This is a genomic window from Enterococcus dispar ATCC 51266, assembly GCF_000406945.1.
Classification (GTDB): Bacteria; Bacillota; Bacilli; order Lactobacillales; family Enterococcaceae; genus Enterococcus_C; species Enterococcus_C dispar.
Genome location: NZ_KE136354.1, coordinates 609,349 through 622,682, shown reverse-complemented (window position 1 = coordinate 622,682; position 13,334 = coordinate 609,349). Strand labels below are relative to the sequence as shown.

The 13,334-nt window shown below is 38.3% G+C and carries 15 protein-coding genes; 2 read left to right on the top strand and 13 right to left on the bottom strand.

Features of this window, described 5'->3' with window-relative positions; translation table 11 throughout:
* Positions 1–474 precede the first annotated feature (474 nt).
* The 5 genes from RK01_RS03025 to RK01_RS03005 are packed head-to-tail and all read right to left on the bottom strand — an operon-like array spanning position 475 to position 7,360.
* Positions 475–1,389: a conjugal transfer protein gene (locus RK01_RS03025; protein WP_016171817.1), complete on the bottom strand. Its 915-nt coding sequence runs from the start codon at positions 1,387–1,389 to the stop codon at positions 475–477.
* An 18-nt stretch (positions 1,390–1,407) separates the two neighbouring features.
* Positions 1,408–2,412 (bottom strand): bifunctional lytic transglycosylase/C40 family peptidase, encoded by a 1,005-nt coding sequence (locus tag RK01_RS03020; RefSeq protein ID WP_010776405.1) that lies wholly within the window; start codon positions 2,410–2,412, stop codon positions 1,408–1,410.
* Positions 2,409–4,532 (bottom strand): CD3337/EF1877 family mobilome membrane protein, encoded by a 2,124-nt coding sequence (locus tag RK01_RS03015; protein WP_016171816.1) that lies wholly within the window; start codon positions 4,530–4,532, stop codon positions 2,409–2,411. Before RK01_RS03015 ends, RK01_RS03020 begins: the two co-directional genes overlap by 4 nt.
* Before the next feature lie 4 nt (positions 4,533–4,536).
* Positions 4,537–6,984 (bottom strand): conjugal transfer ATPase TcpF, encoded by a 2,448-nt coding sequence (tcpF, locus tag RK01_RS03010; RefSeq protein WP_016171815.1) that lies wholly within the window; start codon positions 6,982–6,984, stop codon positions 4,537–4,539.
* A complete protein-coding gene (locus RK01_RS03005) occupies positions 6,971–7,360 on the bottom strand; it encodes a conjugal transfer protein (RefSeq protein WP_010776408.1) in 390 nt (129 codons plus the stop codon). The genes tcpF and RK01_RS03005 overlap by 14 nt, the downstream gene beginning before the upstream one ends.
* A gap of 76 nt (positions 7,361–7,436) precedes the next feature.
* Here RK01_RS03005 and RK01_RS03000 point away from each other — a divergent pair, with 76 nt between their 5' ends.
* Both RK01_RS03000 and RK01_RS02995 read left to right on the top strand, forming a co-directional pair.
* On the top strand, positions 7,437–8,051 hold the full coding sequence (locus RK01_RS03000) for a hypothetical protein (protein ID WP_016171814.1): 615 nt from the start codon (positions 7,437–7,439) through the stop codon (positions 8,049–8,051).
* A 15-nt stretch (positions 8,052–8,066) separates the two neighbouring features.
* Positions 8,067–8,639: a hypothetical protein gene (locus RK01_RS02995; protein ID WP_016171813.1), complete on the top strand. Its 573-nt coding sequence runs from the start codon at positions 8,067–8,069 to the stop codon at positions 8,637–8,639.
* A gap of 34 nt (positions 8,640–8,673) precedes the next feature.
* Here the strand turns inward: RK01_RS02995 and RK01_RS02990 are convergent, their stop codons facing one another.
* The 8 genes from RK01_RS02990 to RK01_RS02965 form a co-directional block, all read right to left on the bottom strand.
* Positions 8,674–9,177 carry an antirestriction protein ArdA gene (locus RK01_RS02990; protein WP_016171812.1) on the bottom strand — a complete coding sequence of 168 codons (504 nt, stop codon included), beginning with the start codon at positions 9,175–9,177 and terminating at the stop codon, positions 8,674–8,676.
* A gap of 11 nt (positions 9,178–9,188) precedes the next feature.
* Positions 9,189–9,410, bottom strand: coding sequence for a hypothetical protein (locus RK01_RS02985; RefSeq protein WP_002298822.1), 222 nt, complete (start codon positions 9,408–9,410; stop codon positions 9,189–9,191).
* Positions 9,411–9,414: 4 nt separating this feature from the next.
* Positions 9,415–9,552: a DUF3789 domain-containing protein gene (locus RK01_RS13450; protein WP_080114501.1), complete on the bottom strand. Its 138-nt coding sequence runs from the start codon at positions 9,550–9,552 to the stop codon at positions 9,415–9,417.
* On the bottom strand, positions 9,549–10,733 hold the full coding sequence (gene mobT, locus RK01_RS02980; protein ID WP_016171811.1) for a MobT family relaxase: 1,185 nt from the start codon (positions 10,731–10,733) through the stop codon (positions 9,549–9,551). Before mobT ends, RK01_RS13450 begins: the two co-directional genes overlap by 4 nt.
* A gap of 255 nt (positions 10,734–10,988) precedes the next feature.
* The gene (locus RK01_RS02975) at positions 10,989–11,279 is read right to left on the bottom strand and encodes a hypothetical protein (protein WP_002390861.1); all 291 of its coding nucleotides are present in this window, start codon (positions 11,277–11,279) and stop codon (positions 10,989–10,991) included.
* Positions 11,269–12,411: a DNA cytosine methyltransferase gene (locus tag RK01_RS02970; RefSeq protein WP_016171810.1), complete on the bottom strand. Its 1,143-nt coding sequence runs from the start codon at positions 12,409–12,411 to the stop codon at positions 11,269–11,271. The genes RK01_RS02975 and RK01_RS02970 overlap by 11 nt, the downstream gene beginning before the upstream one ends.
* A 78-nt stretch (positions 12,412–12,489) precedes the next feature.
* Entirely contained in the window at positions 12,490–12,657 is a 168-nt protein-coding gene (locus RK01_RS13590) for a hypothetical protein (RefSeq protein WP_002298811.1), read from the bottom strand.
* Complete coding sequence (locus tag RK01_RS02965) at positions 12,650–13,324, bottom strand: zeta toxin family protein (RefSeq protein WP_016171809.1); 675 nt, start codon at positions 13,322–13,324, stop codon at positions 12,650–12,652. Before RK01_RS02965 ends, RK01_RS13590 begins: the two co-directional genes overlap by 8 nt.
* Positions 13,325–13,334 lie beyond the last annotated feature (10 nt).

Here is a 13,334-nt window from a genome sequence, read left to right as displayed (position 1 = left end):
CTATCATTAATTGGATTATTTAGCCTATTTAATCTTGGATATTCAGCACTAGCAAATTTATCCAGTTCTAAATATGAGAACCGAACAGTTCGAAACGGTAATATGATGTCACAACTCAATTCCAATAACTATTTGGATCGTTGTAACAATAGGAATAGTTTACAGTAACCCCTTACAATGGAGTAGAATAAAACTAACTAAATGAGCTTTATTCTACTCTTTTACAATCAATAAGTTTATTAAAATGAAGCCCGTTCTAAAAAAATCAATCCTCATTACCAAACACTTTAGACTAGCATGATGATTAAAATAAATTAATGATCCTTTCAGATAAGAATTCGTCAAGAAATCTTTTTTAGTCTTTGAAAATACCTTCTTCATTTCTAATTACTAAATTAAAACAATTGGACAACTCATTTTCTTTTGATGAGCAACTAGTTTATAGGAATCTTATCAAGAATTTATTGAATCTATCTAATAAGCAATACCAATTATTTTCCAATTCTCTACTTCTTGTAAAATGATATTGTATTCAAAATTATGCATTATTTTAGATGTATTATTGAGATATTTCACTACAACTATTGTCTGAATTACATCTCCTTTTCGTTGATAGATAGGACTAACTAATTCTACAAAATTTAAGTTACTATTGATTGGTTGCATTACATCATTCTCTACATAATACTCAAGTTCTTTTGCTGACGCTGTTGGATAAATCTTGAAAAATGTCTCTAAAAACTCGGTGATTTCTTCAGTCGTTTTAGCATCAATTTCTGAATCATTTTCTACTTGTTTTATTTCATATTTCGCTTTCTCTGGTTTTCCAATCATTGTGGGCAAGCTGGACACAATATGGTTGCCTTTCTTATCTTCATATATTGTCACTCGATATGCAGATGAAACTTGCTGTACTTTTTTCCCTTCTGTAATCTTTTGATCTACTAAAAATGAAACAACAAATTCTTCCAAGTGTTTTTCCACATTAATAATTTTGACTGACTGTACCTCAGAACTAGTGGGAATATCCGCTCGAACCATATCTTGACTTAAAGTCACCCCTTCCTCAGTCAGATATTGTTCAAGATTATCCATTCTCTTTTCAATGACTTCTTTATCATTCTTCCATGAAAAATACTCTTTCGCAAAATCCATCGTGAAATTTTCAACTCCAGAAGTATTCACTATTTTTTCTTTCACAACCACTTTCTCATGAGCCGTGTGCTGATCAATCGCCGTGAAATTTTTGTATATTCCAAAAGTGAGACTGCAAAACAATAAAAACCAAAGGGCAAGCACCATTTTTCGATGCTTGCCCACTGTAATTACTCGTTCTTTCTTCTTTTTTGGAATCTTCTCCTTCTGTCTTCGTTCAATTTTTATCTTCATGTTCATTCCTCTTTTCTCTTATTTATATCGCCCTGCTCCAATAAGATGCTGCTGCCAATAGGGTTCTGTAAGATTCATCCAGCCCACTGGATCTCCCGCATGAAACATCCGATTCTCTCCTGCATAAATTCCGACATGAGTCACGTAAGTACCTGCATCATAAGTTGAGTGAAAGAAAACCAAATCACCTGGTTTGGCATCTTTTAGGTCAATATGAGTCATGGCATCATACTGATCCTGTGCCACTCGTGGAAGTTTCAGGCCAACTTTGGCGTAACACCATTGAGTCAAGCCACTACAATCAAAACCAGTTTCCGGACTCGAACCGCCAAATACATAAGCGGTTCCTTCATATTTAAAAGCTTCATCAAAGATCTTTTGTACGGTTTCGTCATCAAATTTACTAGTGGTGAGATATTGTTTTACCAACAAACAATAAAACATATTCCCATAGTTATAACGCCACCCACCATTTTCCTTAATCGCGATTGGATTGGGGTAATCAACTTTTTGACCACCTGATTTTTCTTTTGAAAAGAATTCCGCCAAAGCAAAACTATGCTTCTTTCCATTTTTTGCGACGTGATCTATATAGCCGCCACCATAATTATAGGCTTGGATAATACTATCTTGATCACAACCTAACTCTTTGGCTCGTTTAACCAAGGAAGCAAAATAGAGACACCCCTGTTTAATGGATGCCTCAGTACTTAATGAATTAGGTGGTAAGCCAGCTGATTCAGAGCTTTGCATCACATCTTTTGCTGTACCACCCGACTCCACTTGAATAATTGCCAAAAGAATCGGTACATAATCTGAAATGTCCGATTCCTTGGCATACTTTTCTACCAGTGACCGATGCTTTAAAACTTCCTCAGAGACACTACTGCCACCGGGAGAGGTACCAGAACTGTTGCTTCCTTCACTATCCTCACCAAATAATAAGCCGACACACAACAAGATGCCCATAAAAGAAATCGTCAAAATTGATAACGAGATTGTACTCAATTTTCTTATGGTCATTTAGACTCACCCGACCTTGGTTTTGGACGAGTTTTTATTCTTCTTTGTACTTTTCGATTGCCTGCTTTTGCAAGAATGGATCGCTTCTTCGCCTGTTGGATAGGAGTCACTTTTCTTACTGGTTGATTGTTTTCTTTCGTACTCAATTTTTGATTTGAGAGTCTTCGTTTGATTTCAGGATTCGAATTTACTTTTACAATTCGATTAGCCGGTGCATTCTTTGGTATCTTACTTTTCTGAGATTTGGATTCCTCTTTTATCGGAACATTGGTCCTACCTTTTCTATGACGATTTGCTAGATCTCCCAATACTTTCCGCTTTTCAGCCATTTTTTCATCTCTACGTTGTCGTTGTTTTTCTCGCAACTCCGCTCGATTCGCTTTTTCTTGGACAAGTCCACGCTTGAATTCTTCTGGTGCTTTTTTCGTCTTTTCGATTTCTTTATGCAGATTGTATTTCAAATTAGTTGGCGTATTCCGCACTTGATCCTTTGCTCGTTGTGCTTTGTCTTTTACCATTGATTGGGTATCTAGTACCTTGCCGATTTTTCTTCCGGTCAAATTCATTCGAGATTGTTTCTTATTTATTGAAATTGGATTTTCCTTATTCGGGTCAGATATTACCTCTTTATTGTTAGATAATGATGGATTCTTTCGTGGAGAAAAACCAGGAGACTTCAATCTGGATATTGATTGATCTTTTGCTAGTTTTCCGCCAACTGCTGCACCACCACCAAAAGCCAATGTTCGTCCTACATTTCGATTAAGTTGCCGTAACTTTCGATTCATTAACATTTGAGGTTTTCGCATGACGCGCCTTCCCATTGACTGGCTATCATTGTTTTGAAGGTTGAACATGCTCATAATGTCCCCTAATTTGAAATAGATTCCAGCAAAAGTCACAATTTGCAGAAAGGCCACCATAAAGAAAGGATAGGTTGCCGAAATATTGAAAAACATGGTGGAAACACTAAATGCAGTCGTAATCACCAACGTAACTCCAGCTCGCATCATAATCGTATTGAACAAACGAATGATTGCTTTCTTCCCCAAACTTTCATAAGTCGGCAACATGGACAATAAGAAACTAATCGGTAGAAACATTGCAAAAATAATGAAAAGTATTTGCGAGAACAACATAATCCCTGTCAGAAGAAAAACAAAGAAGGAAATGCCAATATTGAACAACACCAAAAAGACCACGGTCCCTAAGCGGTTCATGGTCTTGGTAATACTTAGATTCGCATTGTCGTTTTCTTCAATTTCCGCTTTGACTGCCTCTTCTCGATCCTTACCTTTCTTTTCATCTGGACTGACAGATAAAATCTTGTTGACTCGCTCCTCCCCAATTTCTTCAATATTGGAATCACCAAATTGCAACAGTAGCCATGGTTGTTGCACTTGAATGGAAAACAAGCTATCCCGGATCAAATCCACACTATCTTTTCCTTGGCTTTCCGAATTGGGGACCACAATCTCGGTTCCAAGGCTAAGAGCAGCTTCACTAACATCCGAGCTAAAGTCATTGATTTTCGCAATATAGGTAGGCGCATAAGCAATAAACGATCCTGAGAGTAGAAAGATTATCACAAAATTAATCACAGCCCGGACTGCTTTCGTAGTTTCTCGTTTTAATAATCCGGTATACGTCACATAAGCTCCTAGAACCAAAATCATCAATAATAGAAACCCAAAGTAAAATCCCGAGGTCTGGAGCCCATTTTCGTTTATGCCAGCGAGTGTTTGAATATTCTTCCCAATACTTTCCGCCGTATCTGAAATGAAATCTAACTTATAGGCTTCTTGAACCACATAACCCGTGGCATTCGACAGATACAAACTAACCGTCCAAATAAAATTGGTAATGGCATAAAGGCCATACATCACGCTCTTGCCTAAGCCATCCCCCCAATTCCAAGGCAGCCAATCCCAAGAACTATCAACAAAGAAATCTAATTGGTAGTTGTTTAGAGAATATTGGGAATAAAGATTTCCGGCTTTCACTGTATCATCAACAAGTCCCGTTGCCTCCGCCACCGTCCCAACTAAGCTCAAAAGAATGATAAGAGAAATTAGACTAACCAAAACAATTCCCACACTCCGAAAAAGTTTCTTTTTCATCCCCTCACTCCATTCTCTCTTGAACCGGCGGACGGGTATCAAAGGCATGGAAGAGTTCTTCAAAGACAGGATGGACTTGAACCACACCTACTCGCCCATACAAGTCTTGCATCAAGCATTGACCGTTTTCCAAATCTCGCAGGCGTTTTTGATTGTTTTCATCTTCCTGATCCAATCCAAAAAATTCCAAGGTTTTCTTGATTTCATGAATATCGGTGCTGCGAAAAGCAAACTTCAACCCGATATTATTTTTTAAACGTTCATCCAATAAATCGTCACTATTTTGCGTGACAAAATAAACACCGGCATTCATGGCCCGACCAGCACGCACAAGTTTATTCGATAACGTCTTTCCTTGCGCTACCTGAAGAAAACTCCACGCCTCATCTAAATCTACAATTTTGAAGATTTCTCGGTTGCTATGGATAAAATCCAAGGCAAAAGTTGAAATAATAATCAGCATCGAAACACTGAGTAATTCCATGGTGGTGTATTCTTCAAAAGTGGACTCTGCATCTGGTAAAACTAAATCCGCCACTTGAATGATATTCAACTGTTTATCCAAACTAATCGATTGCGTAATCGAACCATCTGAGAAAAGCAAGTGAGCAAAATCATAATCGGTAAAAGACTCGATATGATCGGCGATATTTTCCGCGACTGGTGAGCCATCGTTTCGAAGTTCGTTAATGACTTGTAATAGTCCTCGTTGATTACTCTGTGTAACGGTTCGAATGGCCTTGCGTAAAACGGGAAACTTCTCCCCATCACGGCTAGAAATCCCTGTTAAAAAGGTTAGGATATCAATCGCTAGACTTTCCGAGTCCTTCTTTTTCTTCATAATCACATAAGGATCAAGTAAGCCTTGATTTTCTGGTTTACTAGTTAAGTTGAGGATATTGATTTCATCCGCAATTTCTGGCAACGTTTCTTTCCAGCCACCTCGTTCTCCTTTTGGATCGACAATTACAGCTTGCCCACCGAAAAGGACGGCATAATAAACTAAGAGATTGTTACTAAAGGACTTTCCACCGCCAAGAGAACCGAGGAAAGCAGCAGCCAAAGCATTGGTTACTGAACCCTTGACTCCTTGTGAAGCCAATGCCGGTTTCAGGTAAACATTACGACCTGTATCCACATTGTAGCCAAAGTAAATGCCTTCTAATTCTCCTAACATTTGGGTAGCGCCAAAACCAAGACCGGCGAGAAAATCAGAGGTAACATACTGAATATAGTCATTCATGTATCGTTTACTAGAAGGCAAAAACTCTTCATGTAAGCCCGTCATATCGCCAAAGGGCCGAACTAGTTTCACATTGGTGTCATCATAAAAATCTAATACTTCATCACAACGGCGTTTTAGTTCATCTACTGATTCCGCACTCACCCGAACCACATAGCTTAATTTGTACATGGATTCCTTGGACTGATCCAAAGTGGTTTCCAATTCATCCACTGAATCTAAAGCATCTAAGATATTGGAATTCGTCTCATTGTCGGATTGATAAGCATGGTTGTCTAAATCTTTTAATTCCTTTTTCTTATTACGAACAGTAGCGAGTGCCTTTTTGTTAGTGACAATTTCTATATTCATACTCGTATCAATGGGAAATGTGAATTGTTGTTGCTGGTAATAAAAAAGTTCCGAAGAAGGAAAATCCATCTCTCCCACAATCGTGTTGATTGTCAGGTACGCTACATACGACTCATGATTCTCATGTTCCATGCGTAAGTACCTTGGTTTTTCTTCAATCAAACAACGACTTGGACGTAATAGGTCATAACGTTTCACTAGGGTTTCTAATTTCAGCTTTTTCTTTGGTAACTGAAATTCATATTCTTCAAATGGTGTACCTTTTTCGCCATAAATATGTTCAATCAAATACGTCAGATCACTCGGTGTCACCCGTCTGACTTTAAATCTCCGAGCTAATTTACTTTCCATTAGTTTTTCAAGCTTAGTATACCGACGAATTTCTTCATTGGATAAGGAAACAAAATCGCCCATCAAATGATGATTCACCCCATAGATAAATTCTTGAAACCCAGAAAAGAAAGATTTCTTGAGACTTTTTAGATTGACTTCTTCATCTGTCGCAATTAGTTTAAAGCCAATAAAAAAGCGATAATCAATCTGACTATCGCCAATCATAGATACCAATGCATCTGTCTGTAGGTCAATCCGTTGTTTCGCGACTTCTTTGAGTCTACCGGTAATTTCCTTCTTCGATCGCTCTTGTGTGGCACGAATACTACTTTCTGTAGCAATTTGTAAGGCATGGATCTTGCCTTCACGATTTTGCGCAATCAATTGGCGAAAGTTATCATGTACTTGATATTTTTGTTCCGGTGACAAAAAGGAGTAGTTATAAGGCACTAACTCATAGTAAGCAAAACACTCACCTTCTTGGTTAAACACAAGATTGTTTTCGATATACTTAATTGGGTACATAGTTCACACTCCTCACTAAAGTGACAGGCTCGACCCATCGTTTCTTCTGTTCTTTGACTTTCTTTCCTGCAAACGTAACCTTAAACCGCAAGTGATAACTGATAAAAGACCGTAAAAATCCCAATGGTTTCTTGCCATCAAAAGTCTTTTGGGACATAAACCAAGTAACCGCAACCGGAATGCCTAAGTATTTTAAAAATGCCCCCTCTATCATAGATAGCGGAGGCACATGGGCAAATACGATGACAAACAGCAAGGACAAAACAAACCAAGCCATCTGGTTAAAGGTCACAGGAAAAGGCAACTGAAAGTCATTGATTGCGTAAATGACTTTTTCAACTGCCCAAATACTGGTGTAGCTTTTTATTTTTTTCATTGACTCATCTCCAAATATATTATTATCCATGTTGAAAATTCTGTTATAATTAAAGGCAGTTAGGAGGTAGATCGGTTTGAAACAAGAAGAACTTAATCTTAAATTGTATGAGCTATTATTGAAAATCCAAAATGAAGCAGATATACTCACAAATGCTGATATCTCAGAATCAGACGCAGAGCTTTATAAGTATATTATTTCTAAAGGATTAGTTCATAATTTAAAAATCGAATATTATTACAGCGGTCCAAATATAGATGCTAGTCAGGCAATAATCACAGATAAAGGATATGCCTTTATTGAGCAAATTAGTGAATCGAATAAACCTATTAAAATGAATCGTGAGAATCGATATAAGCAACTCCAGATATTTCTCAAACGATTAGATGATCAAGACGATGATTTAAGAACTCCAAACAAACGTGTTCGAGAAATTGACTACTACGACTTAATTAAATATGCTATTGATTCAAATTTAGTTAAAGGAATTGCTATTAAATATGCTAGTAACAAACCTCATCTCTTTTTATCACAATTTGCAAGGGTTACTACAGAAGGATACGACGTATTAGATACCCCCTATCCAAAAAAAGACGCATCCGATACAAGCATTAGTAACATCTACAATATCTATGGCGGGGATCAAAAGGGTGCAAGTTTCGGTAGTAATAACACAACTAATAATACTTAACAAGAGGAGTTTAGTATGGACTATCTAACCAAAGAAAAGAAGTTAAATCAACTTTTAAAATTCGTTTATGACGGAACTACTGTTACATCAAACTTATTGGAGCTGTCCCAACAAGAATTCGCATCATTATTAGAAAGTGCAACAAATTCTGGCTATATCCGAGGTGCGTCTATAACAAAAACCAAAATGACACCCATAATTTGGACTGACAACGTCGAACTAACAGAAGCTGGAGCTGAGAAAATTCATCCTTCAGAAAAAAATAATCAATCGATTCAGACAACAAATACCTTTAACTTTAACTCTTCCGGTGACTATAGAGGAGCAGCGTTTGGAAACAACAATACTGTCACAAACAGCTGGAATACTTCTCTTGAGGAATTAAAAGAATATATTGATGCTTTACCGCCTGAAGACCAACGAGTAGGAAAAGAACTTATCGAAATTGTTGAAACAAAAGATTTTAAGCCTAACGTTTTAGAACGATTTTCTGAGTTTCTCGAAAAACATCCAAAAGTTGTTACTTTAGCTGGTAACGCAATTGTTTGGGCACTTTCTAACACTGATAAACTCCCATTAATAAATTGAGATATACGCCATTCAAATTGAATGGCGTATATCTTTATATTGCATACTCAAAGACCCCTCGACTCGTAACCAAATAGTTTCCTCCAATCTCCAAATCTCTACCACACGCATCAAAATCAATATACGTCTTCAAATGTTCCGGTACTTCTCCAAAATCACCAGCTTCCACAATCAAGTAATACGCTACATCACTCATATCATTACAATCGGGATAACAAATAATATCATCCACATGCTCCACCATCTCCTCAAAAGAATTGAAAAAAGCGTGTTGAATCTCTAAAGCAACCTCACCAATCGGCGTTCCTTCTAATTCCTCTGCTAAACCACACAACCGATTAATTTCCTCAATTGGTGTATACTCATCAATCTCAAAAGGCAGTTCATAATCATGAATCGCATATTCTTCATATTCGTCATTTAATCCAATCCGTTCTTTTACTTCATCAAAATCGACAGGTGGGGTAAACCACGCCCCCACCAACTCCCCTTCATTGTATTTTCCAAGGTTCGCAATATATACTCGCATCTGTTCCATAGTGATTCCCCCTAAGCTCCGACAATTCGGTTAAACAAATTGAGTAAGACATCTTTCACACCAGAAGCATTAAAGACTAGACCGACCGCAATCAAGGCAATCACCAAAAAGCCAATCAATTTGGAAAACTCACGCTTAAATCCTAAAAATAAACCAATGACCACAATTGCCAGTAAGACTAACGATTGCGCGTTAGTTAAAAACCATTGATATAAATTTTGTCCGAAATTCATCTCGTCACTTTCCTTTCTTTTCCATTGCTCGGTCTGCCGCTGCACTTGCGTTCATCAAGCACATCACAGTAACACCAAGCATACTGCCACCAAATACCAATAAAATATCTTTTACAATTCCCATCAAAATTCCTCTTTTCATATAATCAAATTTTCAATTGCCATACTTTGTTGCTCCAAAATTTTTTTGTGCCGGTCTGATAAGCGGGCATTCTGTACCATATCCTGTATATAGGTTGTCTGATTCAAACGATCCAACTCCTTAGCCATTTTCCACGTAGGGGCAACTTGTCTACCTAGCCAATTCAAAGTTCGTTCAATGGTATACGGTTTCGGTTCAGAAGTTAATTGAATCTCTTTCCGATTCCGTCCAATAAAACGACCCCATTGTTCATTTAAGGGCCAATTGGTTCTCCGTTTTCCATCTACTTTATCCGCAAATCGCAAATACCGATTGATAATGGAAAATGTGGTACTTTCAATACTACGACCTTTTAACAAATCTTGAATCGCATGATAGGCTCGGTCATTTTTCAGTCGAATCTCAAAGCGATTTTTCGTTTCGGTCTTGTCTAATGGAATCCCTAACTTGATATATTGTTCATAATCTTTTTCGTACAAACAGAAATAAACCTCACTCTTGAGGCTACCGATATATAAAGTATTGCCCATGCCATCCTTTTCGTCGGCTTTCAACAGTTCCCCGGAACGGTAACTTTTAAAGGTACGAAACAAGGAGATACATTCTTCCTTCTGACATTTTTTCGTTAATTCAGGAATATCTAACAAGCCCACTCGATCATTGATTGCTAAATCCAAGCGTTTCAACACGCCACCAGCTTTTAGACAATCTTCGAAAAAGTCGTACCAGCTACGCTTTTGTGCGAGTAAAAAAGTTTCAAACTGCCGACAACCTCGCCCTTTTAATTCCAAAAGCACACCTTTATCTTCTTCATGAGACAACATCACCACAATATCGCCCATGACGTATTGTTCTTGATAGGAGTAAAAGGCGTAATCTTCATGAAGCATATACTCAAATTTCAAATGGAGAATTTCTTGAATAATTTTCCGTACATCCGTTGTGGGGAAACGAATCCTTACATAGTCAAACAGTAACGTCAAAGGCAAATCGGGATTGAAACTTTCCAGTTGGTCAAAAATTTTCTTCATGGTCTTTGCGGATGGTGTTACGCCACCGTTTTCAATCTGATTTAAATAGGGACGACTAAGCCCGCAAGCCGTAGCCAATTTATTTTGCGAAACACCATATTCGTTGCGTCGGTCTTTTAATAACCGGTAATCTAAATTCCGTTGTGCCAAGTTCTCACCTCCAAATTCAAGGTGTTAACTTTTTCAAATGAGTTAACACCTATACAAATTACTTACTATTCTTGCTACACCAGTAATTCTTAATGGTTACTTGCTTATTTTTTGTGTTTTTGTACCCCCCTGTTAGATACGGGGGGTGAGACATCATGGCCGGCTAACGCCGTCCATGAACAGGCACAGCACCACGGAGGATTTCTGCTTCGCAAATCCCCCGCGGTCAGCGCCTATCAGTGGTTTATTTGGTTGTTACTCCGCAGTAATACCCTCAATTTCTAGTTCTGCTTTTATCTCAAACAAGTATTGGCGGATATCAGGTTCTTTGGCAAGGTCCGCAATCCGTTCGAATTCACTGATAACCTGATTCAACTCAATTCGAGCATCGGTTTCCTCATCCATTACATATGAATCACCAGGGACCTTCACCCCATTTTTTCGAATATCAAAATTGAGCCGGTACAGTTCTTCTTCCAGTTCCGGATCTGACTGAATCTTGCCAATCACCCAGTAGATTTCTCCGATCAACTCATCATAAATCATCTAGTTTTACCTCCTTTAATCTTCTGGCAATATCAAAAATGACCGGAACTGTTACTGAGTTTCCGGCCTGCTTATATAACTGACTATCTGAATTGACTTGAGAAGCTCGGTCAAAAGCCCAATCGGGAAAGCCTTGAAGTCGCCAACACTCCCTGGGCGTTAGCTTCCGAATCTGATACTGATCTGTGACGACCGCTTGTTGGTCTCCTGTTAGTAAGGTATGCAAACTTTGTTTTCCCAGACGACCTCGACGACTTATGGAATTAGGAAAAGCCAAGTTCACACTGTCCCCTGGCTTCACCTCTTGATATTCTGTTTCATTTTTGCGAATCATGATTTTTGTTCCACCTTGTTTCGTTGACAAGGTGGGGGCAGTTCCAGTTACCTCATAAACACGATTGCCTTGTTCAAAATTTCCTGATAACATACCGGCTACAGAAATTCCATCCTTTACCGGCAATGCGATTTTGATTCCTTCATCACCGGTTAAGGTTGGGGCAACCCCATCTGAACCATAGACTTGGCCACCCATTCCTCGATTGGAAGGATTGATATTTAACAAGTTTCGGATGTTTTGATCAGATGTTGGAGACGATCCAATGATAGGAAATACTTGTTTGGTACGTGCGTCTCGAGAATGTCCGATAAGGAAGACCCGCTCGCGGCTTTGGGGAACGTAGGCCTTTGAGTTAAGCACCTGCCATTCCACATCATACCCCAATCCATCCAGCGTTCGGAGGATCGTCTCGAACGTAGCCCCTCCTTCGTGATTGAGCAATCCCCGGACGTTCTCAAGGAATAGAAACTTAGGTTGGAGAAGAGTGGCGAACCGAGCGATTTCAAAGAATAAAGTACCTCGAGTATCGGAAAATCCTTGCCGCTTTCCCGCAATTGAAAAAGCTTGGCACGGAAATCCGCCGCAAAGGATGTCCACTGGTCCGAGGGATTGAACAAACTCGTCTGGTACACTTGTGATGTCATGCATTTCCACCTCCTTTCTTGTATCATGGATTGCCTTATAACTCCGCCGAGCAAATTCATCAATTTCACAAAAGCCGATACACTGGTGACCCGCTTGTTCCATACCTAAGCGAAAGCCACCAATCCCAGCGAATAAATCTAAAAATGTCATAAATCACCTCATTCATTGCAAAGAAAAAAGCCAAGAACATTTTTGCTCTTGGCTCTTAAAACTATTTCAATTTCAAATTTATTTTTCTTTATCCAAACCAATCAATTCTCGTTGTTTCCGATTGGATTCATCTGCTACAAATTTAAAGACTGTCTTCAGCTCTTTCGCAGAGGCATTCTTTTGTAGTGTAGAAAAGTTACGGTTATACTTCTCCATAATTTCTTCAACTTTTTCTTTCTCAGTCATGTAGCGCTTCCTCCAATCTTTCTTTCGTATAACTGATTGGTAATGCTAGTTCAACATTATCAATGTCCATTAGAAAATCAGAAATCGTATTTTGAAAGTCCTTCACTAAGATATTGATGGTTACTTTCTCTTGAAATTGCTTTTTCACCTGCATCAAATTTTTTCTCGATTGAAAAAAAGCATTGATAAAACGTTCCTTAGGAACAAAACGGCCTTCAACTTCTTCTCGTTTTTTAGTAAAGTCCCAAGCAATAAATGGATCTTGATATACATAATAGACAAGCACATTATAATTCTTTTTGAGTGCCCGTTCAATATTTTGACTTACCTTAGAAGTCGCAAACGTGCCATCAAGAATAAAACTATAACCCTTTTTAAGAACTAAATCGAGACCAGCATCTACTAAAAGTGCTGACCCTCGTTGAAATTCATCTGAATTATTCCCAGCATAGCCTGGAAATAGTTCACGAAATTTATCAGCATCGATTACACAAAGATTACTATTCAATGCCGTCAAAGTTTGTGCAGCCTCAGTCTTTCCAGCACCAGGACTTCCAGCCATAAAAATGGCAGTCTTTTCTTCCTCTTTTTCTTTCCCATCAGTAATCGAAGAAATTAATACTTTTTTGTTTTCTTTAGCATACTGTAAAGAATAATCCTCTGTCATTTTTATTGCA

Bases quoted from the DNA above. Each gene is read 5' to 3' on its own strand.
- RK01_RS03025 (WP_016171817.1), bottom strand. From the start codon at position 1,389: ATGAAGATAAAAATTGAACGAAGACAGAAGGAGAAGATTCCAAAAAAG.
- RK01_RS03020 (WP_010776405.1), bottom strand. From the start codon at position 2,412: ATGACCATAAGAAAATTGAGTACAATCTCGTTATCAATTTTGACGATT.
- RK01_RS03015 (WP_016171816.1), bottom strand. From the start codon at position 4,532: ATGAAAAAGAAACTTTTTCGGAGTGTGGGAATTGTTTTGGTTAGTCTA.
- tcpF (WP_016171815.1), bottom strand. From the start codon at position 6,984: ATGTACCCAATTAAGTATATCGAAAACAATCTTGTGTTTAACCAAGAA.
- RK01_RS03005 (WP_010776408.1), bottom strand. From the start codon at position 7,360: ATGAAAAAAATAAAAAGCTACACCAGTATTTGGGCAGTTGAAAAAGTC.
- RK01_RS02995 (WP_016171813.1), top strand. From the start codon at position 8,067: ATGGACTATCTAACCAAAGAAAAGAAGTTAAATCAACTTTTAAAATTC.
- RK01_RS02990 (WP_016171812.1), bottom strand. From the start codon at position 9,177: ATGGAACAGATGCGAGTATATATTGCGAACCTTGGAAAATACAATGAA.
- RK01_RS02985 (WP_002298822.1), bottom strand. From the start codon at position 9,410: ATGAATTTCGGACAAAATTTATATCAATGGTTTTTAACTAACGCGCAA.
- RK01_RS13450 (WP_080114501.1), bottom strand. From the start codon at position 9,552: ATGAAAAGAGGAATTTTGATGGGAATTGTAAAAGATATTTTATTGGTA.
- RK01_RS02975 (WP_002390861.1), bottom strand. From the start codon at position 11,279: ATGATTTATGATGAGTTGATCGGAGAAATCTACTGGGTGATTGGCAAG.
- RK01_RS02970 (WP_016171810.1), bottom strand. From the start codon at position 12,411: ATGACATTTTTAGATTTATTCGCTGGGATTGGTGGCTTTCGCTTAGGT.
- RK01_RS13590 (WP_002298811.1), bottom strand. From the start codon at position 12,657: ATGACTGAGAAAGAAAAAGTTGAAGAAATTATGGAGAAGTATAACCGT.
- RK01_RS02965 (WP_016171809.1), bottom strand. From the start codon at position 13,324: ATGACAGAGGATTATTCTTTACAGTATGCTAAAGAAAACAAAAAAGTA.